This is a genomic window from Agathobaculum sp. Marseille-P7918, assembly GCF_900625105.1.
Lineage (GTDB): Bacteria > Bacillota > Clostridia > Oscillospirales > Butyricicoccaceae > Agathobaculum.
In genome coordinates, this window is sequence record NZ_UYYD01000009.1 from 50,991 (window position 1) to 73,246 (window position 22,256).

Consider the following 22,256-nt stretch of genomic DNA (forward strand, 5'->3'; position numbering starts at 1 on the left):
GTTTTGAAGTCCAGTTCTCATATTTAATAAGGAAGCAAGTTCATCGCCTCCACTCCGATAAATCCACGCACCCGCTTTCCGGCTGCGTACACATTGTTGGTAGCCTCCACATTATAAAGCCGTTCATTCTGGGCCAGCTCTGAGCTGATACGATTTGCTGACATAGGCTTTTGTGCGTTGTCCTCGCACCAGCGGAGATAGGCTTCATAGATAGCCTTGGAGCTGGCTTCGCTGTCGGCCTTAAAGCGGATATAGCCCTCGGATTGCAAAAACTCGATCACATTGTTGCTGCTGCGCTTTACTGTCTCCATATTTTCTTTGGCTCTATCGCTGATGGTGAACTGATACTCGTTCCCAATCAACCGCCGCAGACCCTCCAGACACCACAAAAAGATGCCCTCACGCTCCTGTGTCAGCTTATCCACCAGAAATGGATCATCGGCTCGTCCTGCTGGCCTGTCCTTGGTGGTCAACACGATCTGCCTGCGGAAGAAGCCGTCTGACTTGTCGTGCAAAGCGGTTAAAGCGCCGTTGCCGAAGCAAAGAAAGCGGACATAAAGCTGGCTCTGATAGCTTTGAACACCCTTGCGTTCCATATCCATCTTGCACTCTGAGGTCACGATGGATTTGATATAGTTGGTCTTGGGCAGGGCACTCATATCCATATCGTCATCCACCATCAGCAGCTTGTTTTCCAGGTCTGCACGGCTGAAACGGTTGTTCTCTACCTTCTGGATGCTGGTGGTATTCATGTTATCTCCCAGCATGGAGCGCATTACAAGTCCGATTCGACTCTTTCCTTCGCCGCCCTTACCAATCATCAGGAGCATTTTCTGCCCCTTTGTGGTAGGCAATAGGCAGTAGCCCATATACTCCTGCAAGGTGGGAATGTCCTCCGGGACAAGCAGCTCGGATAAAAATTGCAGCCAGCGCACAGGCGGCGGTGCATCGGGGAGATAGGCCACACTCAGACGGTTGTTGCAATAGCTTTTGTCCTCGGTGAAACGCCCATCCAGAAAGAGTGTCCCGTTTGCCACATGGATACGGTCAGTCTCGATGGGCAGGGGCGGCGAATAGGCTTGCAGCTTGATACTGGCCAGCAGATTTGCCACCACCTTGGAAAGCCCGGAGGTCAGACAGCCGGAGATCTCCTCCAGAATGAGATTGCCGATTTGCGCCTCGTCCTCAATCAGTCCATCCACTGTGAACAGCCTTCCTCTGACACATTTCATGGGATGCTTTTTTAAGAACTGCTGACAAAACAGCACTTCGTTGATGCGTTTTCCATCATACCAATCGGGAATGCTTTCTTCAGGCGGCATAACCATTGGGGTATTCAATTCGTCCATAGGTTTCCTCCTTTCGCAGTTGTTCCAGACGCTCCTTTAGTGCTATGATTTCACCATCCGTCATCCAGTCCTGTACAATTTCCCGACGCTCATAGCTGTCACCAAAGGTGAGAATGTTCAGTTCATATTCAATCTGACTGAGCTTGTGGCAGGCTTCCACGAATAAATCATGGACTGGCTCATCCGGCGTTTGCGGCGCATAGTATGCTTTCCATTCCTCCAAGCAACGGTAATAGTCCGATAAAACAGAAAAGCACAGACGCTCGTTTTCTTTGAGCTTCTGTGCTTCTGTTCGGATACGCTTTGCATTGAGTGCCGCTGCGCTGGGCGGCTTGTCCGGGTCAAGATGAAAGTCTATCACCAGCTTCATGGCTGCGTCGTAGGGCTTGAGATCAAACAACCTTGCAGTGAAGTCAATGACATCTCCATGCTCTCCGCAGGTAAAGCAATAATAATGGTCGTTTGCCACATACAAGCTGGGGTGTCTGTCATTGTGAAAGGGGCAGAGCGCCTTGCCGTGCCGGTTGACCTCAAGGCCATACGCCTGTGCCGCTTCCCGCAGGCTGACGTTGTTTTTTACGGTTTCGAATAAATTCATGTGTCCTCCTTTGCGTAGAAAAAGCGGCTTGCCCTGATATAAGGCAAACCGCTTCCTCAAAATTTATTGTTTTATTGGAAATATTAAGCCGGAGAGGTAACTGTCTCCGCTGCCAGTTTTTCCTTCCTGTTCGCTGCATTGCGAACCCGCTGGCCTTTGATATGCCCCTCATATCGGCACTCATCACTGCAATACTTGACATTGCTTCTTGTGGTGGAAAAGGTCTTACCGCAGTTTTCACAAGTGCAGTCACGCCGCCTGTTTTCTGCCGCTTCCTGCCGGTAGAACTTCGCCCGGCAATTCGGTCCGCAGAACATAGCAGCCGAGCTTTTGGATTCAAATCCCTGACCGCAGCACTTACAGGTTAGCTGAAAAGGCTGCCCAACGGTGTGCTTCCCGGCCTTAATCAACTGATAGCGCTCCCGGCTTTTGATGCGATGCTGGCGTAGCTGCTCCTGCCGCTTGATTTCCTCTGCTGTCAGCTCCGGGGCAGGAAGTTCAAACTTTCCGATGAATTTCAGGAAGATTTCTACCTCCTGCGTTCTGTCCCCGTCGATGCGCTCCGGGGCATGAACGATGATTTTATCAATAAATTCATTGATCATCGGTGTAGTCAGCTCGGAGAAATCGGTGTACTTTTCTGCCAAAGCAAGGAACTGCTCTACACGGGCAGTATCTTCCTCATAGCTCGTCAGGCTTTCCTCCGTTTCTGCAATCTGTGCGGAAAGGTTTTTCTGTTCGACTTCGTACTCAGCAAGCAGGCTGTCAAAGCGTTCCTCAGAAATTCGGCCTACGGCAAAGGATTCATAGAGCTTTTTAATGATCGTATCCAGCTCACTGTGGCGCTTACGGTCTTTGTTCAGCTTTCGTTTGGCATCTTTGGCCGCCTCCACCTGCCTGACCTGTGAAGCGGCTCGTATCTTCTCGGTGAATTTTTCCCGATCTGCTATGGCAAGCTGGCTGACAGTGCGGATTGTCTCTAAAATAAGGATACGCAGCGACTTAGTGGTAATATAGTGCCCGCAGCAGTCCTTTCCATGCTTCTGATGTGCCAGTGTATAAGAGGAGCAGTCAAAGAAATCCGACGGATACGGAGTGCCTTCTGTACCGCCTCTGGAACGATGATTATACATCTTTGCGCCGCAGTCCGCACAGTATAAAAGCCCGGTCAGGGGATTGGCTTCGCCTATGGTATCAATACGCCGTGGCGTTTTCCGCAGTTGCTGAGCAAGCTCCCATGTTTCCGGCTCGATAATGGCCTCATGGGTGTTCTCGAAGATCAGCCAGTCCTCCTTGGGATTAGGAATAGAGGTCTTGTCCTTATATGACAGCTTGTGGGAACGGAAATTGACCGTATGCCCCATATACTCAGGCTTAGACAATATCTGCCCCACAATATAGCCGCTCCAGTTATAAGGATATGCGAACTCGGTCTTACTTTTCCAAACGCCAATGCCTTTCCTTGCAAAATAGACCGCCGGAGCTTCTACCTTATCTTCAAAAAGGATTCTGGCAATGTCATAGGGGCCTTTTCCCTCGATGGTCAGACGGAAGATGCGCCGCACAACGGCGGCGGCCTCCTCGTCAATCAACCAATGGTGCTTGTCGTTCGGGTCTTTCTTATAGCCGTAGATGGCACTGTTGGTGGTAGGCTTGCCTGATTCCCCCTTCACACGGATAGCGGTTTTCTGCTTGCGGCTCAGATCACGCAAGTACCACTCGTTCATGATGTTGAGGAACGGAGCAAATTCATTGCTGTTCTGGTCGTTGCTGTCCACGCTGTTGGCGATGGCAATAAAATGAATGCCATGCTGACGGAACATAACCTCCGTGTAAAAGCCGGTCTGCAAGTAGTCACGTCCGATTCGGGACATATCCTTTACGATCACACGAGCCACCTTGCCAGCTTCAATGTCTGCCACCAGCTTTTTCCATGCCGGTCTTTCAAATGTGCCGCCTGAGAATCCGTCGTCCGTGTAATGGGCAAAGTTTGTGTACCCCTGCTGTGCGCAATAGCCCTCCAAGTATTTCTTTTGATTCACAATGGAGTTGCTATCCCCAATCTGGTCATCGTCACGGGAAAGTCGTTCGTATAAGGCGGTGATCTTGTCCTCAGTCTGAATGATGCTCATGATGCGCTCCTTTCAGACTGACGGCTCATTTGTGGTACACCAATTATATCACAAGTTCCGTCGTTTGTAACTACTTCGTTGCGTATCATTCGTAAAATTTTATCCTCCATTGTCTCTTTCCCACTTTCACTGAAAGCGACTCTCACCTTGTAGGTGGTGCCGCCAATACGTCTTATCATATACTGTGCCTGTTTGTTTTTATCCATAGCGTTCCTCCTTGAAAAATTCATGTTCGTTTGATATACTAATGGTGGTTCCGACTGATGTAAGTCGGTGGCATCTTGTGTCATGTTTCATAAAGCTACCGCAACTTGCGTCCTCCTTTCTCTTGATACGGGTTGAAAAAGTAACCTAAATAACCGCTTATCAGATTACCCTCTCACTAATAGGAGAAATCCGGGGTGTAAATCGGAACTGTTTTTGAAAGAAATTCAAAAAATTTTCGGAGGTGAGGTCATGACAGATGAAAATAGAACATTTCTCCTGTTCCCGGATGACGGTGATGACCTAACCGAATGGGATGAAGCCTCCGATCTGACGATACAAAACGAGCAGTTAGAGGAAATCCTCTCCGAAGAACGAGCCTTAGAGCTGGAAAGAGAGCTGGAGCAGGACGAAAACCCAAGGGACTACACCGTAGAACTGGAGGACGAAGAGGAAGAAGCTGCTCCTGTCAGCGAAAAACGCTTAAAGCGCCAGATACGGGCAGAGGCGTTGGCACGGCTGGAGGATGCTGCAAGAACAGAGGACGACTTTCGATACGTTGTCAGCGAATGGGACAGGTTGGATCGGAATCGGGAACGACGGGAGCGTGACCATGAAAATCTCCGGGGAGATGTTCCGTTAGAATACATGGCAGTTCCCAATCCGAAGATGATTCCGCTGTATTTGAATCTGCCACGATACCGCCAGCTTGCCAGCGGCAATTTTCTGGATATCATTTTTTCTTGCCCCTATGAACTGCATGAGTTGGTTGCAAGCTCATTTATTTCTGAGCTGATACGCAGCCTTACCATTGATCAGAAGGAAGTGCTGTATTACCTGTCCATCCGGCAGTACAGCACCATACAGGTGGGTATGATACGGGGACAGACAGACCGAAACATTAGAAAGCTCCGAAAGAATATCCACAAGAAGCTGCAAAGAGCGGTTTATGATTACCTTTTGGAAAAACAGAACGACTGTGGAAGCCTAACGCTGCGGGAACGGCAGTTCTTAGAGGAATATGGGCTTTTGCTGAAAGCCTATGGCAAGGACGCCGTTATCCTCCGGGAGAACAAATCAAAGCCGAGGAAAAAGAAAGCTGCCCTTGGCAGCAGCAAGGACAGCGAATGATCTGATTGAATTTGATAAGCAGATGACCGAAAGGAAGGATTTGCGTTATGAATACATTTTTTGAGCAATCCCGTTCCCATTGGGTGCGGTATGAACGCTATGAAATCAAAACAGGCAAGGACGGGAAGAAATACATCACCCCGGCAAAGGATGCCAGGCCGGATGTCTATAACCCACTCAAGGAAGCCCCGGACATTGTGCTGGATGCTCTGAATGTGGGGATGCTGATGATGAACGGCAAGAAAAGCTCTGAGCCAGAGGTAGAAAAGGCAATCTTGGAATTTATTACCCACTATGGGCTGCTGGGCCTGATGACGGCCCTGCCCACCACGCCGTCCTTTATGGATTATGAGGCGGTATATCTGCCAAAGAACCATTTTATCAAGGAAGAAACGATGGAGACGGAGAAGTATCTGTCCCTGTTTTACCCCTTTGATAAGCTGGATGTGGTCAAGAACGGTGTGGAATCCAGTTGGAATGTGTCCAGCGACCGGGCAATGATTGCACTGACCATGACCTTTATGGACGAGCCGATGGCAAAGACCATGAGCTTCCAGCGGGCGTATGCAGAGCCTTACGATTGGGTGGCACAGCAACTCAAGGATTGGGCATTTAATATGCTGACCTCTTTCTTCTATTATAATGACTATGATTCCATGGAGGAAGAAAGCCGGAATATGCTGCGTAAGTCTATGGCTGCATTTGGCGGCATTGCACCCACCTATCATATAGAGCTGTTGGATAGGCCAACGATCTATTGGGATTTCCATTCCCTGCTGTTGGGGATTCAGATGATGTTCAGCTTCATGCTGGTGGACAGCACAAAGCCGTTGCGGATGTGCAAGCAGTGTCAGAAAGTGTTCCTGAGTAACCGGGCTAACTCCGCTTTTTGCAGTGCAAGGTGTAAAAATCAGTATAATGTTTATAAGAGCCGGGGAAAGAATAAATCAGAGGATGGTGATAATAATGCCTGAAAATCAGAACATAGAATGGAAAGCTAAGTGGAAGGATGACTATCTGGAATGGATTTGCGGCTTCGCCAATGCACAGGGCGGCAAGATTTATATTGGCTGTGACGATGATGGAAAAGTTATCGGCCTGCCCAATATCCGCAAGCTGCTGGAGGATGTTCCAAACAAAATCCGAAATGCCATGAGCATCGTGGTGGATGTCAATCAGCTGGAGCGTGACGGGAAAGAATATCTGGAAATCGTTGTTCCACCATATCCCGTTGCCATAAACTGCAAAGGTGTCTATTATTATAGAAGCGGCAGCACCATGCAGACCCTTTCTGGCCCAGAACTGGAGAGCTTCATTCTACGCAAACGTGGTGCTTCGTGGGATAATATGCCCTTGCCGGGATTTACGTTGGATGATATTGATGATGAGTTGGTCAAGAGATTCAAGACCCTTGCCGCCAAGAAGGGCCGGATCGACCAAAGCGTTTTAGACGAGGACAAAGCGGATTTAATGGAAAAGCTGCGTCTGACCAATGCCGGGTATTATACCAACGCAGCGATGCTGCTGTTCTGCAAAGACCCTGACCGCTGGCAGCTGGGCGCATACACAAAAATCGGCTTTTTCGAGAATGATGCCGATCTCCGTTATCAGGATGAAATTCACGGCTCCTTGTTGGAACAGATTGACAAGATCATTGAAGTCATCCATCTGAAATATATGAAAGCGAAAATCACTTACGAAGGGATGCAGCGCATTGAGCGTTATTTTGTTCCCGACGCTGCCCTGCGTGAAGCCCTTCTTAACGCTCTATGCCACAAGCAATATGAAAGCGGCGTTCCGATTCAGATCAGCGTGTATGAGGATAAGCTGTATATCGCTAACTGTGGTAGGCTTCCAGACAACTGGACGGCAGACAGCCTGATGTCCAAACACGCATCCCGCCCTTACAACACGGCGATTGCGAATGTGTATTATTTGGCCGGCTTCATCGAGAGCTGGGGACGTGGTATTGAGAAAATCTGTCAGGCTTGCAAGGAAGATGGAAGCCCGCTTCCTGCGTACACCGTGCATCCCGGCGATATTATGATTCAGTTTACAGCGTCAGAGGATCGGGTTATTCGATCTGCCACCTACAAGGTGACAGAAAAGGTAACAGAAAAGGTAACAGAAAAGGTAACAGAAACCTTGGATGAAAAATCCATGCAAATTCTGGCCCTGATTTCCGAAGATCCTGCATACACATCTACCACCATAGCAGATAAGCTATCTATCAGCAGAAAAACAGTTTCTCAGCGTCTGAAGGAGCTGAAGGAAAAAGGAATCATCGAGCGCATCGGGTCTGACCGAAAAGGCTACTGGAATATAAAGAGCTAAGTGATACAGAATTAGCCCCACACCAGCGTTCATTCATGCTGATGCGGGGCTAACATGTGTTTAGCAATATACAAGCTCCGTCAGAACAATTTCCTCTGCACGGTTATGAATGTTGTTCATGCGCCGTACCCATTCCATTTGATCGGTAGCTTTAAGTGCCTCGGTCACACCTTCCAGTCGTGCCATAGCTTCGCACATGATCTCCATACGCTGATTGCAGGATTTGTCTATCTCTGCAAGATGTTCATGCAGGGTGCAGCTTGTTAGGTAGTGTGCATAAAGGACGGGACGATGCTCTTTCAAGTAGCGGCGGCGCATACGGCCATACTTACCGATCTGATATTCCTCGGTCTCCGGCAGCGCAAGGTCGGGGATATAGTAATCGCCAACCTTCGTATATGTGCCGCCCATTTCTTCAAAAATAGACTTCATTTTCATGCTCCCTTCGTGCTAAAATGTCAGCAGTTATGCGGATTTTTTTCCTTTCCCACAACTGCCAGACCAATTCACCACAAATGAGCCGCCAGTCATGTAATAGTATTAGGCGGTAGAAACCACCCTCTACATATTACATCTTGATTGGCTATGCTGTTGCTCTCGCCATCCAGCGCGTCCTCTTGGGACAGGCGGGCGTATAAAGCGGTAATGTTGTCGGGATAATTGGTGTTTGCTGTCATGGTTCATTCCTCCTGTAATGAACGCCCGACAAACAGGTTGCTGTCTTTATTATACTGCGGTTCGTCCTCTTTGTCAGCAGATGCAGCAATGGCTTCCGAGCGAATGAGCCGCACCATTTTGTCATAGAGCGGTTCTGTACCGCCGCAGGAAGTATGTACTTCATAGACCGTTCCACCGAGCCTGTAACAGACAGTTTCTTGCAGCGGATTTCCCCATTTTGGCAAATAATCGCTCTCTTTGGTGCTTCGTTTCTTTTCCATCCCGTTCCCGTCCTTTCCGGGGAAGTCACAACAGAGCAAGCATAGGAAGTGTGGCCACACTTCCGCAAAATCTCCGTTTCCGGCCTGCTGCCGGAGCGGAGATTTTTGCTTGTTGGGAGCTTCCCAAACCCTTGTTTTTTGCTTCGCCAATAATACACTTGAAAGGGCGAAAACTACCCGCTAAATGAGCATTTTCAACGAACTAAATGATTTTGCAGTATATAGGTCATTGACTTTATTGTGATGATAGTGTATAGTGTGTATTATAGAACATCACACTAGAACAGGAGGTGATAGTCCTGTGAAGATCGTAATCTCAAATACTTCTGATACCCCCCTATACCAGCAAATCAAAGATCAGATTAAAGATGCTATTTTGAAAGAGGAACTGGTAGAAGGCGATCCCCTTCCATCTATCCGCACCTTTGCAAATGACCTGTCGGTAAGCGTTCTAACAATACGACGGGTTTACGAAGAACTGGAGCAAGAGGGATTTGTAACCAGCCAAGTTGGTATAGGAACCTTCATATCAACAAGCAATCTGGAGTTGTTGCGGGATTCCAAACGCAGACTTGTTGAACAGAAGATGCAGGATATGATTCAAACAGCGAAATCACTTAAAATCACAAAAGAAGAACTGAACATGATGATGGATATTTTGTATGAGGAGGTCTAATATGCAACCACTTTTAGAGGTGGAAGGTCTTAAAAAGACATATCCCGGTTTTCAGTTGAATGGAGTGTCCTTTTCAATTTATGAAGATTGTATCACGGGTTTTATCGGTGCAAACGGCGCTGGAAAAACCACTACCATACGCTCCATTCTTCACCTGATTTCACATGAGGCTGGCACCATAAAATTTAAGGGTAAAGACATATCAAAAACAGAAAAATCTTTCAAGGATTCTATTGGAGTTGTCTTTGACGAGGGATTCTTCTATGATGAATTAACCTTGACCCAGATGAAGAACTTGATTGCTTCTTCCTACTCCCATTGGGACAACGGGGCATATACGCATTACTTAGATGCTTTTTCTCTTAGACCCGATCAAACCATTTCTTCTCTCTCTCGTGGCATGAAAATGAAGTTCTCATTGGCATTGGCGCTGTCCCACCATGCGGAGCTGCTGATTATGGACGAACCCACAAGTGGCCTTGACCCTCTGGTGAGAAAGCAATTCATTGAAATTTTGAAAGAATTCATGGATCAGGGCGGAAAGGCTGTATTCTATTCCACGCACAACACTTCTGATTTGGATAAAGCTGCGGATATGCTGGTGATGATCGACAACGGCAAAATTCTGTTCGAGGAAGATAAAGATATGCTGTTGGAAGCCCATCGGCTCGTGAAAGGAAAGGGCCTGTTGCCCGCCGAAACCAAAAAGCTGTTCTTGAAAGTGGAGCAAACGAAATACGGTTTTACGGGAGTTACCAACCAAGTGGAAGAAGCAAGGAGGATATTCCCGGATGCTGTACTTGAACGAGTGACGGTCGAGGACATCATGCTTTCCTACATGAAGGAGGGTAAACCCGTATGATTTTACAACTGTTGAAGAAGGATTGCATTATTGCAAAGAACTATGTGACTGCGGTTATTCTCATTGGGGTGGGCCTGCCGGTGCTCTTGGTCTGGAAACAACCTCAAATGCTTGAAGTGTTTGCACTTCCGGGAGCTGTCTTTATTTCTTCTGTTGCGTTCAATCTTGCGGTTTCCGAAAAGGAAAATATGTACCCTAAAGCAACGGCGCTGCTTTGTGCCACTCCTTATAACAGAGGGAAACTCGTAGAGGAAAAGTATCTGCTCTACTTTTTAATTTATCTTTATTGCTGTGTGGCATTCCGGATTGAAATGGAAGTTATCCCCCAGCTTGCCGCTGTTGATTTCGTGCGGTCTGTTGTCATTGTTTTTTGGATTCAGGTTATTTGTATGGGCATATTCCTTCCCATTCAATACCGATTCGGATATGAAAAAACAAAGCTGTTGGCAATGCTGCTGGTCGTTGCTGGCCCTGTACTTATGAGCGTGGCTAATTCTGTCGTAGTACCGGCAACAGTTACCCAATCGTTCTCTGCCGTTCCCGGTGTAATGTATATCGTGCTCTGGGTGATTGGGGGCGCACTTTGGCTTTTCTCTATGTTTGTATCCAAAAAAATCTTTTCAAGTATTGATTTGTTTTGAGGGTTTGGCATGGGTGAAACTCAATGGATTATGTGTCCCGTGTGTGGCAGTAAAACACGGCTGCGTATTCGATACGACACGGTGCTTGAACGGTTTCCGCTGTATTGTCCGAAATGTAAGCAGGAAACGCTAATCAGTGTACGACAACAAAATATTTCAGTTATTAAAGAGCCAGACGCTAAGACGCAGAGCCGATAACACTGAGGTAAAACCTCGGATGCTATCGGCTCTGTTTTACTTTATAACCAACAATAACAGCCTGCCCCGCCCGAGGGGGAAAAGAAAAAACCGTTGCGGGGCAGGTTGATTTCGTGCGCTCATTCTACAAATTCCAGCGGCGGTTTTGAGAAATCAAGGCTGCCGCTTTCCTCTTGCCCGGCGCAGGATCAGCGGCACGGAGGGAGCCGCCATGTTAATACGACTTGCTTTTCAACGGAATAACGTCTCAAAAAAAGCCTATACCCGACAGGGGGCAGCTCCGGCCAAAAATATGAACTATACCATGTAAGAAAACTTCATATCTCTTTCATTTCCACTCGGTCGGTCTACGACTTACCGGGCGAATTTTGTCGGTTCCTGCGGCCTTTCAGTGCGGGACGAAATTTCCGCAGCAACATAGACACAAGGGGCGGCGCAACCAGCCCCGACTTTTCACTCTCCCGCAGATCGGGGGTGAGGAAATGAAATACATCCCTGACGATTATGGAGAACGCTGTCGGTTTGATGCTTTTTGCAAAACTGTTCTCTGCAACGAGGCCAAAACCTATCTGCGGGATTTGGACCGCCAGCGGGGCCGGGAAACCCAGTTCAGCGCTTTGCCGCAACATGAAATGGACAAGCTGTTCACGGTGGACGAATACCCAAGCGACAGCATCCTATTCACGGCCTATGGCTATACCCTGCATATCCGGGACGAGCTGGTTGCCGCTGCCTTTGCCAGTCTGCCGGAACAGGAGCAAAGCATTTTGATCCTGCACTGTGTTTTGGAGCTGGCAGACGGAGAGATCGGCGGTCTTGCGGGAATGTCCCGCAGCGCCGTCCAGCGCCACAAAGTAAAAACACTGAATGAACTGCGAAAAGACTTACAGTCCAAAGGAGTGAGAAACCAACATGAAGCAACCGACTTTTAACGGCAGAGTGCTTTTGCCAATGGACGTAATTGAGACCGCCCGCGCAGGCGATCCGTTGGCATTGGAGCGCGTCTTGCGGTATTACGACCGTTACATCAACAAGATTTGTACGCGAACGCTTTATGACAAAGATGGTTTGCCGTACATAGGCGTGGACGAGTATATGAAGCAACGCTTGCAGGCAAAGCTGGTAGGAGCCATCGTAGTCAAGAAATAGCAAAACCAAAGGAAGCTGTCAAGGGTCAAGATGAACGCTTCGCGCCCTTGACGGCTTCCTCCGCCTTTGCTGTGTGGCAATCAAGCGGGCGCAAGCAGAAATCCGCTTGCACCCGTTGCTATTATGGTATCTGAACCTACGCACTTAAAGGTCGAAAAAGCCTGATATCACAGGCCTTTTTTGGTGTGATTGGATTGCGAAGAATATCTTATCATTCTTATGTTTGTAAATGCCGTTCTAAATGCGTAGAATATTGTATTGTACCGCTTCATTCTTGTATTTGTGACAGCATTGCACTATAATAAATTTATTGGAGGTGATCCTATGGCAGAAGTTTTGCAAGGTTCCAAGTTTGAAAAAGACTTTATCGAAAGAACGTATAGTAGTATTGTTTCTGACATGTCTATCGCCTTCTCTGAATTAGTTGCAAATTCTTGGGATGCTGGTGCAACCCTTGTATCAATTACGCTTCCAGAGAAAAAAGGGCAATCAATTGTCATTGAAGATAATGGCTCGGGAATGACCGATAAAGAGTTTCAACAAAGATGGATGACTATTGCCTACAATCGCGTTGCTCATCAGGGGCAGTACATAGAATACAACTCTTCTAACGGAAAGGCGAAGAGATTGGCATATGGCCGGAATGGTGTAGGACGTCATTCAATGTTATGCTTTGATAGTCAATATCAGGTTGAAACATGGCGAGATGGAAAATGCAACACTTATAAAATCAGCGTTGATGGCGGTGATTCGGCTTTTTCCATCCGGGAGCATTATACAAGTGATAAAACAGGTAGTGGAACTCGCCTTACCGTAAAAGCGGTAAAGAAAACTCCTATTAAATCTGAAGTTATGCGTACTCTTGGCTATCGCTTTCTTTTCGACCCAGAGTTTTCGGTATTCGTCAACAATGAAAAAATAGAATTTCAAAAGAATATTGCGCCTATTATTACTCAAAAAATTCCGCTAAAATTAAAACCATCCATTGAGGTATCTATCTATCAGATTCCAGACGGAGAAAAAACTACCGCAACAAATGGTATTGCCTTTTGGGCAGGCGCAAGACTTGTTGGAAATCCTTCGTGGAACATTGGAAGCACTCGAGTTGAAGATGCCAGACGAAAATTTGCATTGCGACATCTTATTGTTGTACAGGCGGATTGTTTAATTGATGATGTTCGGTTTGATTGGTCTGGATTCCAGAATACAGAACCCGTAAATGAGGCTTATGCCGCTGTGACTCGATTTGTCAGAGAATTTCGTGTTAACTATTATAAAAGCAAAGTAACCGAAGTCAAAAAAGATGTTATCCGAAAAAACATAGATAAGATTGAAACTCTCTCTATTCCTGCGTTGTATGATTTAAAAGGTTTTTTTGAAAATTACTTAGAGCAGCGTCCTGAAATTGACGGCGACGAGTTAAATATTATTATTAATGCCCTCATTTCCGTATTACAATCTCGCAACGGAATGTCCTTGCTGGAGAAATTATCAAAAATGGACATTGAAGATATGGATTCACTAAACGAAATTCTTGATCAATGGTCTGTTTCTGATATACGAATAGTGTTAGATGAGATTGATCAAAGGTTAAGGGTTATTAGTGCAATAGAGAAACTAAGTAATGACCCAACAACTGATGAGCTTCATGTTTTGCACCCTCTTATCAGTCAAGCAAAGTGGCTGTTCGGAGTAGAGTTTGACAATCCAAATTACACTTTTAATAGGACGCTTACAACAGTTTTAAGTGATCTATTGAAAAGCCAACGCAAAGAAGATGTGGATATTAATTGGTTGAAACGTCCCGACTTAGCCATTGGAAGTAACTTTTCGTTGAGCTGTGTTTGTACAGAAGATGTAGATGAAAATGAGATCTTTGTAGTTGACAAAATTCTGATTATTGAGTTGAAAAAGGGCGGATTTACCATTGGCCGTGATGAAATGAATCAAGCCGATGAGTATGTAGATGCCATTTATCACGGCAATAAACTAAACTGTAAACCAAAGATTAAGGCTTTTGTGGTTGGCGATAAGGTTTCTCCCTCTATCAGTAGGAAAAAAACTCAAGAAGACTATGGCGAAGTATATGCATATACTTATAGGCAACTAGTTCAAACTGCTGGAAAACGATTGTTCAACTTAAAGAACAAACTGTCTGTAAGATATGAAGAGCTAAGTCCCAAAGACTATCTTTCAGAAGTATTGGAAGAGCCTCGGCAAACCGAATTGGCTTTAGCTGAATGAAAAAACAGCCGCACTATTGATGAAATCAATTGGTGCGGCTGTTTTTCTTGCGAAATAATATAGCGCTTGTAATTTGCAATCCCTGTTTGTCGGCCGTCAAGTTAGTGTGTTTCTAATACTTCCTTATCGGCGTTCACCAAAATGGAAATGCAGTTTTTTATGCCGATGCGCCCGCCGACCTGCACGCATCAGGAGAAGCGGGTGCGGGTGGTGCATGGCAAGCCGGTGCTCTATGATCCACCCGCCGTACAGGCGGCGCGCAGCAAGCTGACCGCCCATCTGGCGCAGCATGCGCCGGAGGCGCCGATGATTGGCGGTGTGCGGCTGATGGTCAAATGGCTGTTTCCGAAGGGTCGGCACAAGGACGGCGAATACCGCACCACTAAGCCGGACACGGACAACCTGCAGAAGCTGCTCAAGGACTGCATGACCGAAGTCGGGTTCTGGCGGGATGATGCACAAGTGTGTTCGGAGATCATCGAAAAGTTCTGGGCAGAGATCCCGGGCATCTGGATCCGCGTGGAGGAAGTGTGACATGGAATTCGAAGAGATGAACCAGCGGGCGTACCGTCGGGAATCTCCGCCGGACGATCTGACACCTGCTGAGCGCATGATCTACATGGCGCTCTGCCTGCTCTATGAGCTGCACTTTGCCGGGTGCTACACTCGCGAGGAGGGTGTGGCGCTCAAGCGCCGGCTCGAGCAGGACTTCGCACAGTACCGGAAACAGGAAACCGAATGGCTGCGCTGCCAGACCGCGATGAAGCTGCTGCGCCGGTGCGATTTGCCGATTGTGCAGGGGATCGTGGCGGAGGCGGACAAGGCGTTTGATGCGCCGGAACGATAGGGGATTGAGACGAATGGAAGTGCGTAAGGACGCAAAAAAAGCCGCCCGGTAAAGGGCGGCGGCAGTCACACATCGTTGTGTGGGACGGAATGCTTTTTGGCATTTCGGTTTTGGTTCTGGTTTTCACGCGTGAGCGGTGTTTGATCGTTGCATTTTTCCATGCGTGCTTTCTTGTTATCCGGTTGGCTGTCCTTGGGCATTGAGATCACCTCGCTTTTGGATCTACGGCCGTACTGTCGGCCTGCGGTTCATGAAAAACCTTGTGCGGATAGCGTGTGCCGTCCATGACGATGGGGCGTGCCTTCGCGTTGCCGTGTTTGGCTTCACCCTGAATGAGCGGAACAGTCGGCACTTCGTTTTTCGGGAAATGGGTTTTGTGATTGCTTTCTGTACCGTGCGGCTCCTTTGGATCGGGGCGGCGCATACCTGCTTTGGCCATAAAAATCACCTCATCTTTAGCGTGTGTGAGGAACAAAAGCGGCATACATGGAAATTTAGTCAGTTGCGCTTTTCAGCGTGCTCGCCCTCGGAGACAATCGTTTCCAATACAGAAATCAGGTCATGCAGGTTTTCCATGTGCACATTGCGCGATAAAATTTCATTTTTCAGTTCGACAGACAGAGATTCAAACTGCGAGCGGATTTTCGGACTGACATAGGACATGAAGATCACCTCATCCATAGCCTTCCCGAAAGCCATAGGGATATCCAGCGCATGAAAAAATGATGATGTTCGGCAAAAGGAGATAAATTATGGCGAAAACCAAAAAGATGCAATTGCAGCGGAGATACGGCATGCACAGGAGGGATTTCCCTTGACTGAATATGCACCTGAGATTGTGCGCTATTTGAAATGGAGGTATGGCAGTGACAGCAAAAGAATGGCTGGGGCGGGCGCGCAAGTTGCGCCTGCGGCTCAGTGCGCTGGAGGATAGTAAGCAGCGGGCGTATGCGCGCGCGGTGTCCAGCACGGCAGGACTGGGCGAGCGCGTTTCCGGCGGGGAGCCGGGGGATAAACTCGCGGCCTACGCGGAGGTAAGCCTCGCGGCCGACCGGCAGATCGAGAAGTTGGAACAGACACGCGCGGAGATCCTGCAGGTGATCGGGCAGGTCGAGGACAATACACTGGCGACACTGCTGACCGAGTATTACGTCAACGACAAGACGTGGGAGGAGGTTGCTGTGCAGATGCAGTATTCGTGGCGATGGGTGCGCCGCTTACACGTCCGTGCGTTGGAGCAGGTGCAGGAGATCTTGGACAATAGGCCCTGTTAGTTCCTGTTTTGCTATGGTATGATGGCACTGTGAAGATGCAGAGTGAAACCGAGATCTGCATATACCTCTCTTTCGCACCCGCCCTGCAATCGCGGGGCAGGGATATGGCAGAGTAGAGCAGCGGCAGCTCGCGAGGTCCATAACCTCGAGGTCGTCGGTTCAAATCCGACCTCTGCAACCATGATAGTCATTTGCAGTTTGCTCCGATTCTTCAGAAAGTACTCTCGTGATAGGGGTGCTTTTTGTTGAAAAAATTTCCCTTATATGTTATTATAGGGGAAAATGCATGGAGGTGGCGGCGTGGCTGACGAAAAGGGAAAGTGTTTTGTGATTATGCCGATTAGCGATCCTGATGGGTATGATAAAGGACATTTTGAAAGCGTATACAAAGATATTTTTGCACCTGCAATTGAGAAGGCAGGATATACGCCGCATCGTGTAGACGAGGATGTCAGCAGTGGTTTAATCCAAGCAAAGATTATTGAGAACCTTATAAACGCACCCATGGCAATCTGTGATCTGAGCACACGAAATCCCAATGTGCTGTTTGAACTAGGAATCAGACAGGCATATGATAAACCGGTTGTTTTGGTGCAGGAAGCGGGAACGAAACGTATATTCGATATCAATGGGATATCTTGCATAGATTATGACCCGTCTTTAATTTACAGAAGTGTGTTGGATACGCAAGATGAGATTGCAAACGCCATTCAAGAGACAGAAAAAAATCCTCAATATAATTCGCTTGTGACAGCATTATCTATTTCTGCGGCAAAATATGAACAAAAGAGTTTTGCAACAGGAGATCTTAATGCAATTATGCTGCGAGATATCGCAGATAAATTGGATTCTTTAGAGTCTCAAGTTGAAAGGATTTCTCAAAAGCAAATGAGAATTTCCGTTAATACGTCATCACTGAAGGGAAAAACAAAATCTGATGACTTAAATGTACAAATGCTTCCCATAATTGACATAGATAAAATCAAGAAAGATAATGCCATTAACGACTATCTAGATCATATGTTGCAGCAATATCCGAATGATGATTCGATAATTAGGTTAAAGATACGCAAACTTGAGAAACAATTAGAAGATGACTCTTTATCATTAGGATCAAAAATGTCAATATATGATGAAATAGAGTTCCTCAAGGAAAAATTGAATCAAAAAGACTAAGGGAAATATGAACTAACCGTCTACTCCGTAGGCGGTTTTCTTTTGCTCGAAAGGACGGTGAGCGCCATCGCAAAGCTGACCCAGAAGCAGAGCCGCTTCATCGATGAGTATCTCATCGACCTCAACGAGACCCAAGCGGCGATCCGGGCGGGTTACAGCCGCAAAACTGCGCACGCGATCGGCTCGGAAAACCTTAAAAAACCTGAAATCAAAAAGCAGATCGACCGCCGCCTGCAGGAGATCAAATCGGCTCGCACGGCGGACGCGACCGAGGTGCTCGAAACGCTGACCGCGATCTTGCGCGGCGAAATGACCGAGCAGGTGCCGCTGCTGTGCGGCGACGGCTGTCAGGAGCTGGCCGACAAGAACACCGCGGTCAAGGACCGTCTCAAAGCGGCCGAGCTGCTGGGCAAGCGGTACCGGTTGTTTGACGACGACGGTAGCGGCGCGGCGGCGGGCGCGATCGTGTCCTTTGTCCGGGCGCTGCGCACCCCTCCGGACGAGGTCGCCGCGCTGTTTGCACAGGAGCAGGACCATGGCGGCACCGCATAGCGCCTTTGCCTTTCAGCCGTTTTCGGCGCAGCAAAAGCGGCTGCTCTACTGGTGGCGCGAGGGCAGTCCGTACCGGGACTGCGATATTCTGCTTGCGGATGGCTCGATCCGTTCGGGCAAAACGATCGCCTGCATCTGTTCGTTCCTCATCTGGTCGATGGAACGGTTTTCCGGGCAGAACTTTATTCTGGCGGGCAAGACGGTCGGCGCGCTGAAAAAGAACGTGATCGGCCCGATGCAGCAGATCCTTGCCGCATGGGGCATCCCGTATCACTATGTGCGCAGCGGCGAGCAGCGCATCGAGATTGGCACGAACACCTACTACCTGTACGACGCGCACAACGAAAGCTCGCAGGACAAGCTGCAAGGTCTGACGGCCGCCGGGGCGCTCGCGGACGAAGCCGCGCTTTTTCCGCGCAACTTCATCGAGCAGATGCTCGGCCGCTGCTCGGTGGACGGCGCCAAGGTGTTTCTCAACTGCAACCCGGAAAGCCCGGGGCATTTCATTAAGACCGAGCTGATCGATCGGGCGCGCGAAAAACATATCTGCCACCTGCATTTCACGATGGCGGACAACCTCACGCTGTCGCAGGCGACGCGGGAGAAATACGAGCGTATGTTCACCGGCGTGTTCTACAAGCGGTTCATTGAGGGCTTGTGGGCGGCGACCGACGGTCTGGTTTATCCGCAGTTTGCGGACGAGACCGAGCGCTTTCTGCTGGACGAGGCGCCCGAGGATATCCAATACGCGGTGATTGGCGTGGACTTCGGCGGCAGTAAATCCGCGCACAGCTTTACGCTCACCGGCTTTACCCGCGGCTTCCGGCAGGTCGTGGTGCTGGACGAATATTATCACAACAACACAAAGCAAGGGCGGCTCTCCCCGGCACAGGTGGAGGCCGCCTTTGTCGATTTCGTGCGCCGGGCAAAGGCGCGCTGGCGCGTGTATGAGGCGCGCTGTGACAGCGCCGAGCAGACGCTGATCGAGGGGCTGACGGTCGCGGCGGTGCGGGCGCGGCTGGGCGTCGAGATCAAAAACGCGCTCAAGCGGCCGATCAACGACCGCATCGCGTTCTACAACAGTCTGATCGCGCAGGACAGGTTCCGCATGCTGCGGCACTGTACCGCGCATATTCGAGCGTTTGCGCAGGCGGTGTACGACCCGGACGAGCCGGTGCGTGATATCCGTTTGGACGACGGCACGACCGACATCGACAGTCTGGACAGCACGGAGTACACGACCGAGCGCATACAGGACGACATTTTGTATTTGGGGAGGGAAACGGCATGCAGGGCGTGATACCGTACCTGCGCAAGCAGGGATATGATTGCATCGACGAGAACTGGTACGGCCGGATCGCGGTTTGGCTGGACTGGTACCGCGGCAAGGTGCCCGCGTTCCATACTTACCGGCAGTATAACGGCCGCGGCCGCATCACGCGCGAGCGGGCAACGCTCGGCATGGCGAAAAGCGTGGCCGAGGACTGGGCGAACCTTGCGCTGAACGAAAAGCTGGACATCGTGATTGCGGACGAGCAGGTGAACGCCGCGGTCTGGCGCGTGCTCGAGGACAACCGGTTCCGCACCCGCGCAAATCAGCTGGTCGAAAAGGCGTTCGCGCTCGGCACGGGCGCCTTTGTGGAGTATCGCGAGCAGGGCAAGACACGCATCGACTATGTGCGCGGCAGCATGGTCTATCCGCTGACATGGCAGAACGGCACGATTCGCGAGTGCGCGTTCGCGTCTCGCCGTACGGAGGCCAAGCGGCAGCTGCTCTATCTGAATATCCACCGGCTGGACGAGGGCGGCCGGTATGTGATCGAAAATCACATGTTCACCGTCAGCGGCGGCACACTGGGCGGCGAGACCGACCTGCCGAAGGGCGTGCTGGCGACTTTTGATACGCACAGCGAGGTGCCGCTGTTCCAGATCATCAAGCCCAATCTGGTCAACAACCTCGATCTGGACAACCCGATGGGCATTTCGGTTTATGCCAACGCGATCGACCAGCTCAAGGAGGTCGATCTGGTGCTTGACAGCTATGTTAATGAGTTCCGGCTAGGCAAAAAGCGCATTACCGTGCCGCTCTCCATGGCGCGCATGGAGATGGAGGATGCGGGCGACGTGCGGCCGGTGTTCGACGACAACGACACCGAGTTTTTCGCCGTACCAGAGACCCAGAACGGGGAAAATAAGATCACCGAGCACAACATGGCGCTGCGCTTCGAGGCACATGAAGCGGGCTTGCAGACCGCGCTCAACCTGCTGTCCTACAAATGCGGGCTGGGCAAAGACCGCTATAACTTTCAGGACGGGCAGGTCAAGACCGCGACCGAGGTCGTCAGCGAGAAATCCGACCTGTACCAGAACCTGAAAAAGCATGAGATCCTGCTGCGCGACGCGTTGGTCGGCGTTGTTCGGGCGGTCGAGACGCTTGAGGGACTGCCGACCGATGCGGACATCGCGGTCAACTTCGACGACTCGATCATTGAGGACGTCGGCGCGGAAAAGCAGCGCTTTCTGCAAGAGATCCGCGACGGCGTGCGACAGAAGTGGGAATACCGTGTGCAGTTTTTCGGGGAGGACGAGCAGACCGCCCGTGCCGCCGTGCAGGCGGACGACGGGCTGAACCTGTTCGGCGGCGCCTAATGCTGCGGCCGGACTATCTCGACGGCATGCCCGACCGCATGGTCGAGCTGTACGCACAGGCCGAGGCGGATATCCTCGCAGACATGGCACGCCGGCTGCAAGCATACGACTACTGGGTGCCGTCGGCCGAGCACCAGAAAAAGCGGCTCGAGCAGATGGGCGCGTCCGCGGAATACATCTATGCGCGCCTGTCCGCGTTGACCGGCAAACGCGAGGGCGAGCTGCGGCAGCTGTTTCTTGAGGCCGCGACGCAGGCGCTCGACAGCGACCGGGCGTACTATCTGGAAGCCGGTCTCACGCCGCCGACGCTGGACGCTTCCGCAGAGTTGCAGACCGTGTGCAACGCGGGGCTGCGGCAGACCGACGGCCTGTTCCGCAACCTGACACGCACAACGGCGGCTGCGGGCGCAGGTCAGTTCGGCGATGCGCTTGACCGCGCGTGGCTGCAAATCTCCACAGGCGCGTTCGACACGGATACCGCAGTGCGCCGGGCGGTCAAGGCGTTGGCGGAGCACGGCCTCGACGCGGTGCGCTACGAGTCAGGCGCGACGGCCACGGTCGAAGCGGCGGTGCGCCGTGCGGTGGTGACCGGCGTCAACCAGACCTGTCTCAAAGCCCAGTGGACGCTGGCCGACCAGATGGGCAGCGACCTTGTCGAGGTCACGGCGCACGCGGGCGCGCGGCCGGAACACGCGGCGTGGCAGGGGCGGGTGTATAGCCGGTCGGGTCAGTCGAAGAAATACCCGGACTTTGCCAAGGCGACGGGCTACGGCACGGGTGCGGGGCTGGGCGGCTGGAACTGCCGGCACTCGTTTTTCCCGTATTTCGAGGGCAGCCCGCGTGCTTATACCGGCAAGCAGCTTGCCGCGATGGAAGACAAGACGATCCGCTACAACGGCAAGAGGCTGACCGAGTACGAGGCCAGTCAGCAGCAGCGGTACATTGAGCGCCAGATCCGCCGATGGAAGCGGGAATACAGCGCCATGCAGGCGGCGGGGCTGGATACTTACGAGAGTAGCGCCAAGATCGCGCAGTGGCAGGCGCGGCAGCGTGATTTCCTGCTGCAAACCGGCCTTAAGCGCCAGAGCGGCCGCGAGCAGATCGCGGGCTTTGGCAAAAAGCAGGCCGCAGCAGTGCGGCGCGACCTTGCAGAGCATGCAAAGGACCGGAACAAAAAACGATAAAACGCGCTTTGCCGCAGGGCAGGGCGCTTTTTTATACCATTTTGACCGTGCCGACGTCGAAAAACTACGGCGCCGCAGGGGACGCGACCCTCGAGACCAAAGCGAAGCGGAGAAAGGA

At 50.4% G+C, this 22,256-nt stretch carries 27 protein-coding genes and 1 tRNA gene; 19 read left to right on the forward strand and 9 right to left on the reverse strand.

The window, feature by feature from the left end; all coding sequences use genetic code 11:
* Positions 1–23: 23 nt before the first annotated feature.
* From EJL02_RS11150 to EJL02_RS11165, 4 genes are all read right to left on the reverse strand, one after another.
* Positions 24–1,349, reverse strand: coding sequence for a DNA primase family protein (locus tag EJL02_RS11150; protein ID WP_330375650.1), 1,326 nt, complete (start codon positions 1,347–1,349; stop codon positions 24–26).
* Positions 1,312–1,947 (reverse strand): CHC2 zinc finger domain-containing protein, encoded by a 636-nt coding sequence (locus tag EJL02_RS11155; protein ID WP_055145308.1) that lies wholly within the window; start codon positions 1,945–1,947, stop codon positions 1,312–1,314. The genes EJL02_RS11150 and EJL02_RS11155 overlap by 38 nt, the downstream gene beginning before the upstream one ends.
* Positions 1,948–2,030: 83 nt before the next feature.
* Positions 2,031–4,079 carry a recombinase family protein gene (locus EJL02_RS11160; RefSeq protein ID WP_055145306.1) on the reverse strand — a complete coding sequence of 683 codons (2,049 nt, stop codon included), beginning with the start codon at positions 4,077–4,079 and terminating at the stop codon, positions 2,031–2,033.
* A complete protein-coding gene (locus tag EJL02_RS11165; protein WP_055145303.1) occupies positions 4,076–4,285 on the reverse strand; it encodes a transposon-encoded TnpW family protein in 210 nt (69 codons plus the stop codon). Before EJL02_RS11165 ends, EJL02_RS11160 begins: the two co-directional genes overlap by 4 nt.
* A 250-nt stretch (positions 4,286–4,535) precedes the next feature.
* On the opposite strand from EJL02_RS11165, the gene EJL02_RS11170 reads away from it, so the two are divergent.
* Genes EJL02_RS11170 through EJL02_RS11180 form a run of 3 tightly spaced genes read left to right on the forward strand, consistent with a single transcriptional unit; the run spans position 4,536 to position 7,748 of the window.
* Positions 4,536–5,414: a hypothetical protein gene (locus EJL02_RS11170; RefSeq protein WP_055145300.1), complete on the forward strand. Its 879-nt coding sequence runs from the start codon at positions 4,536–4,538 to the stop codon at positions 5,412–5,414.
* 47 nt (positions 5,415–5,461) lie between these two features.
* Positions 5,462–6,388 carry a hypothetical protein gene (locus tag EJL02_RS11175; protein ID WP_055145297.1) on the forward strand — a complete coding sequence of 309 codons (927 nt, stop codon included), beginning with the start codon at positions 5,462–5,464 and terminating at the stop codon, positions 6,386–6,388.
* Positions 6,381–7,748, forward strand: coding sequence for an ATP-binding protein (locus tag EJL02_RS11180; protein ID WP_055145294.1), 1,368 nt, complete (start codon positions 6,381–6,383; stop codon positions 7,746–7,748). Before EJL02_RS11175 ends, EJL02_RS11180 begins: the two co-directional genes overlap by 8 nt.
* Positions 7,749–7,808: 60 nt before the next feature.
* Here the strand turns inward: EJL02_RS11180 and EJL02_RS11185 are convergent, their stop codons facing one another.
* The 3 genes from EJL02_RS11185 to EJL02_RS11190 all read right to left on the reverse strand — a co-directional run bounded on the left by EJL02_RS11185 (position 7,809) and on the right by EJL02_RS11190 (position 8,686).
* Positions 7,809–8,180 (reverse strand): TnpV protein, encoded by a 372-nt coding sequence (locus tag EJL02_RS11185; protein WP_055145291.1) that lies wholly within the window; start codon positions 8,178–8,180, stop codon positions 7,809–7,811.
* 95 nt (positions 8,181–8,275) lie between these two features.
* Entirely contained in the window at positions 8,276–8,425 is a 150-nt protein-coding gene (locus EJL02_RS14215; RefSeq protein ID WP_164510400.1) for a hypothetical protein, read from the reverse strand.
* A 3-nt stretch (positions 8,426–8,428) separates the two neighbouring features.
* Positions 8,429–8,686, reverse strand: coding sequence for a transposon-encoded TnpW family protein (locus EJL02_RS11190; RefSeq protein ID WP_125116475.1), 258 nt, complete (start codon positions 8,684–8,686; stop codon positions 8,429–8,431).
* 301 nt (positions 8,687–8,987) lie between these two features.
* On the opposite strand from EJL02_RS11190, the gene EJL02_RS11195 reads away from it, so the two are divergent.
* The 9 genes from EJL02_RS11195 (at position 8,988) to EJL02_RS11235 (ending at position 15,303) form a co-directional block, all read left to right on the forward strand.
* Positions 8,988–9,362 carry a GntR family transcriptional regulator gene (locus EJL02_RS11195; protein ID WP_054323360.1) on the forward strand — a complete coding sequence of 125 codons (375 nt, stop codon included), beginning with the start codon at positions 8,988–8,990 and terminating at the stop codon, positions 9,360–9,362.
* A gap of 1 nt (position 9,363) precedes the next feature.
* A complete protein-coding gene (locus tag EJL02_RS11200; protein ID WP_164510401.1) occupies positions 9,364–10,224 on the forward strand; it encodes an ABC transporter ATP-binding protein in 861 nt (286 codons plus the stop codon).
* Entirely contained in the window at positions 10,221–10,865 is a 645-nt protein-coding gene (locus EJL02_RS11205; protein WP_125116477.1) for an ABC-2 transporter permease, read from the forward strand. Before EJL02_RS11200 ends, EJL02_RS11205 begins: the two co-directional genes overlap by 4 nt.
* Before the next feature lie 9 nt (positions 10,866–10,874).
* Complete coding sequence (locus EJL02_RS11210) at positions 10,875–11,063, forward strand: cysteine-rich KTR domain-containing protein (RefSeq protein WP_082402094.1); 189 nt, start codon at positions 10,875–10,877, stop codon at positions 11,061–11,063.
* A gap of 482 nt (positions 11,064–11,545) precedes the next feature.
* Complete coding sequence (locus EJL02_RS11215) at positions 11,546–11,995, forward strand: RNA polymerase sigma factor (protein WP_125116478.1); 450 nt, start codon at positions 11,546–11,548, stop codon at positions 11,993–11,995.
* 19 nt (positions 11,996–12,014) lie between these two features.
* The gene (locus tag EJL02_RS11220; RefSeq protein WP_442858018.1) at positions 12,015–12,212 is read left to right on the forward strand and encodes a helix-turn-helix domain-containing protein; all 198 of its coding nucleotides are present in this window, start codon (positions 12,015–12,017) and stop codon (positions 12,210–12,212) included.
* Positions 12,213–12,536: 324 nt separating this feature from the next.
* Entirely contained in the window at positions 12,537–14,456 is a 1,920-nt protein-coding gene (locus tag EJL02_RS11225; protein ID WP_125116480.1) for an ATP-binding protein, read from the forward strand.
* A 141-nt stretch (positions 14,457–14,597) separates the two neighbouring features.
* Positions 14,598–14,990 carry a RusA family crossover junction endodeoxyribonuclease gene (locus tag EJL02_RS11230; RefSeq protein ID WP_125116481.1) on the forward strand — a complete coding sequence of 131 codons (393 nt, stop codon included), beginning with the start codon at positions 14,598–14,600 and terminating at the stop codon, positions 14,988–14,990.
* 1 nt (position 14,991) lies between these two features.
* On the forward strand, positions 14,992–15,303 hold the full coding sequence (locus EJL02_RS11235) for a hypothetical protein (protein WP_125116482.1): 312 nt from the start codon (positions 14,992–14,994) through the stop codon (positions 15,301–15,303).
* 205 nt (positions 15,304–15,508) lie between these two features.
* Here EJL02_RS11235 and EJL02_RS11240 read toward each other — a convergent pair whose 3' ends face one another.
* Complete coding sequence (locus EJL02_RS11240; protein ID WP_125116483.1) at positions 15,509–15,742, reverse strand: hypothetical protein; 234 nt, start codon at positions 15,740–15,742, stop codon at positions 15,509–15,511.
* Positions 15,743–15,801: 59 nt separating this feature from the next.
* A complete protein-coding gene (locus EJL02_RS11245; RefSeq protein WP_442858019.1) occupies positions 15,802–16,002 on the reverse strand; it encodes a molecular chaperone GroEL in 201 nt (66 codons plus the stop codon).
* 167 nt (positions 16,003–16,169) lie between these two features.
* Between EJL02_RS11245 and EJL02_RS11250 the strand changes: the two genes are divergently transcribed.
* The 7 genes from EJL02_RS11250 (at position 16,170) to EJL02_RS11280 (ending at position 22,138) form a co-directional block, all read left to right on the forward strand.
* Entirely contained in the window at positions 16,170–16,577 is a 408-nt protein-coding gene (locus EJL02_RS11250; protein WP_125116484.1) for a hypothetical protein, read from the forward strand.
* Between the two features lie 105 nt (positions 16,578–16,682).
* Positions 16,683–16,758, forward strand: a tRNA-Met gene (locus EJL02_RS11255).
* 119 nt (positions 16,759–16,877) lie between these two features.
* The gene (locus EJL02_RS11260; protein WP_125116485.1) at positions 16,878–17,753 is read left to right on the forward strand and encodes a hypothetical protein; all 876 of its coding nucleotides are present in this window, start codon (positions 16,878–16,880) and stop codon (positions 17,751–17,753) included.
* Positions 17,754–17,795: 42 nt separating this feature from the next.
* Entirely contained in the window at positions 17,796–18,305 is a 510-nt protein-coding gene (locus tag EJL02_RS11265) for a terminase small subunit (protein ID WP_243114466.1), read from the forward strand.
* A complete protein-coding gene (locus EJL02_RS11270; RefSeq protein WP_125116486.1) occupies positions 18,289–19,605 on the forward strand; it encodes a PBSX family phage terminase large subunit in 1,317 nt (438 codons plus the stop codon). Before EJL02_RS11265 ends, EJL02_RS11270 begins: the two co-directional genes overlap by 17 nt.
* A complete protein-coding gene (locus EJL02_RS11275) occupies positions 19,593–20,954 on the forward strand; it encodes a phage portal protein (RefSeq protein WP_125116487.1) in 1,362 nt (453 codons plus the stop codon). Before EJL02_RS11270 ends, EJL02_RS11275 begins: the two co-directional genes overlap by 13 nt.
* The gene (locus tag EJL02_RS11280) at positions 20,954–22,138 is read left to right on the forward strand and encodes a phage minor capsid protein (RefSeq protein ID WP_125116488.1); all 1,185 of its coding nucleotides are present in this window, start codon (positions 20,954–20,956) and stop codon (positions 22,136–22,138) included. The genes EJL02_RS11275 and EJL02_RS11280 overlap by 1 nt, the downstream gene beginning before the upstream one ends.
* Positions 22,139–22,256 lie beyond the last annotated feature (118 nt).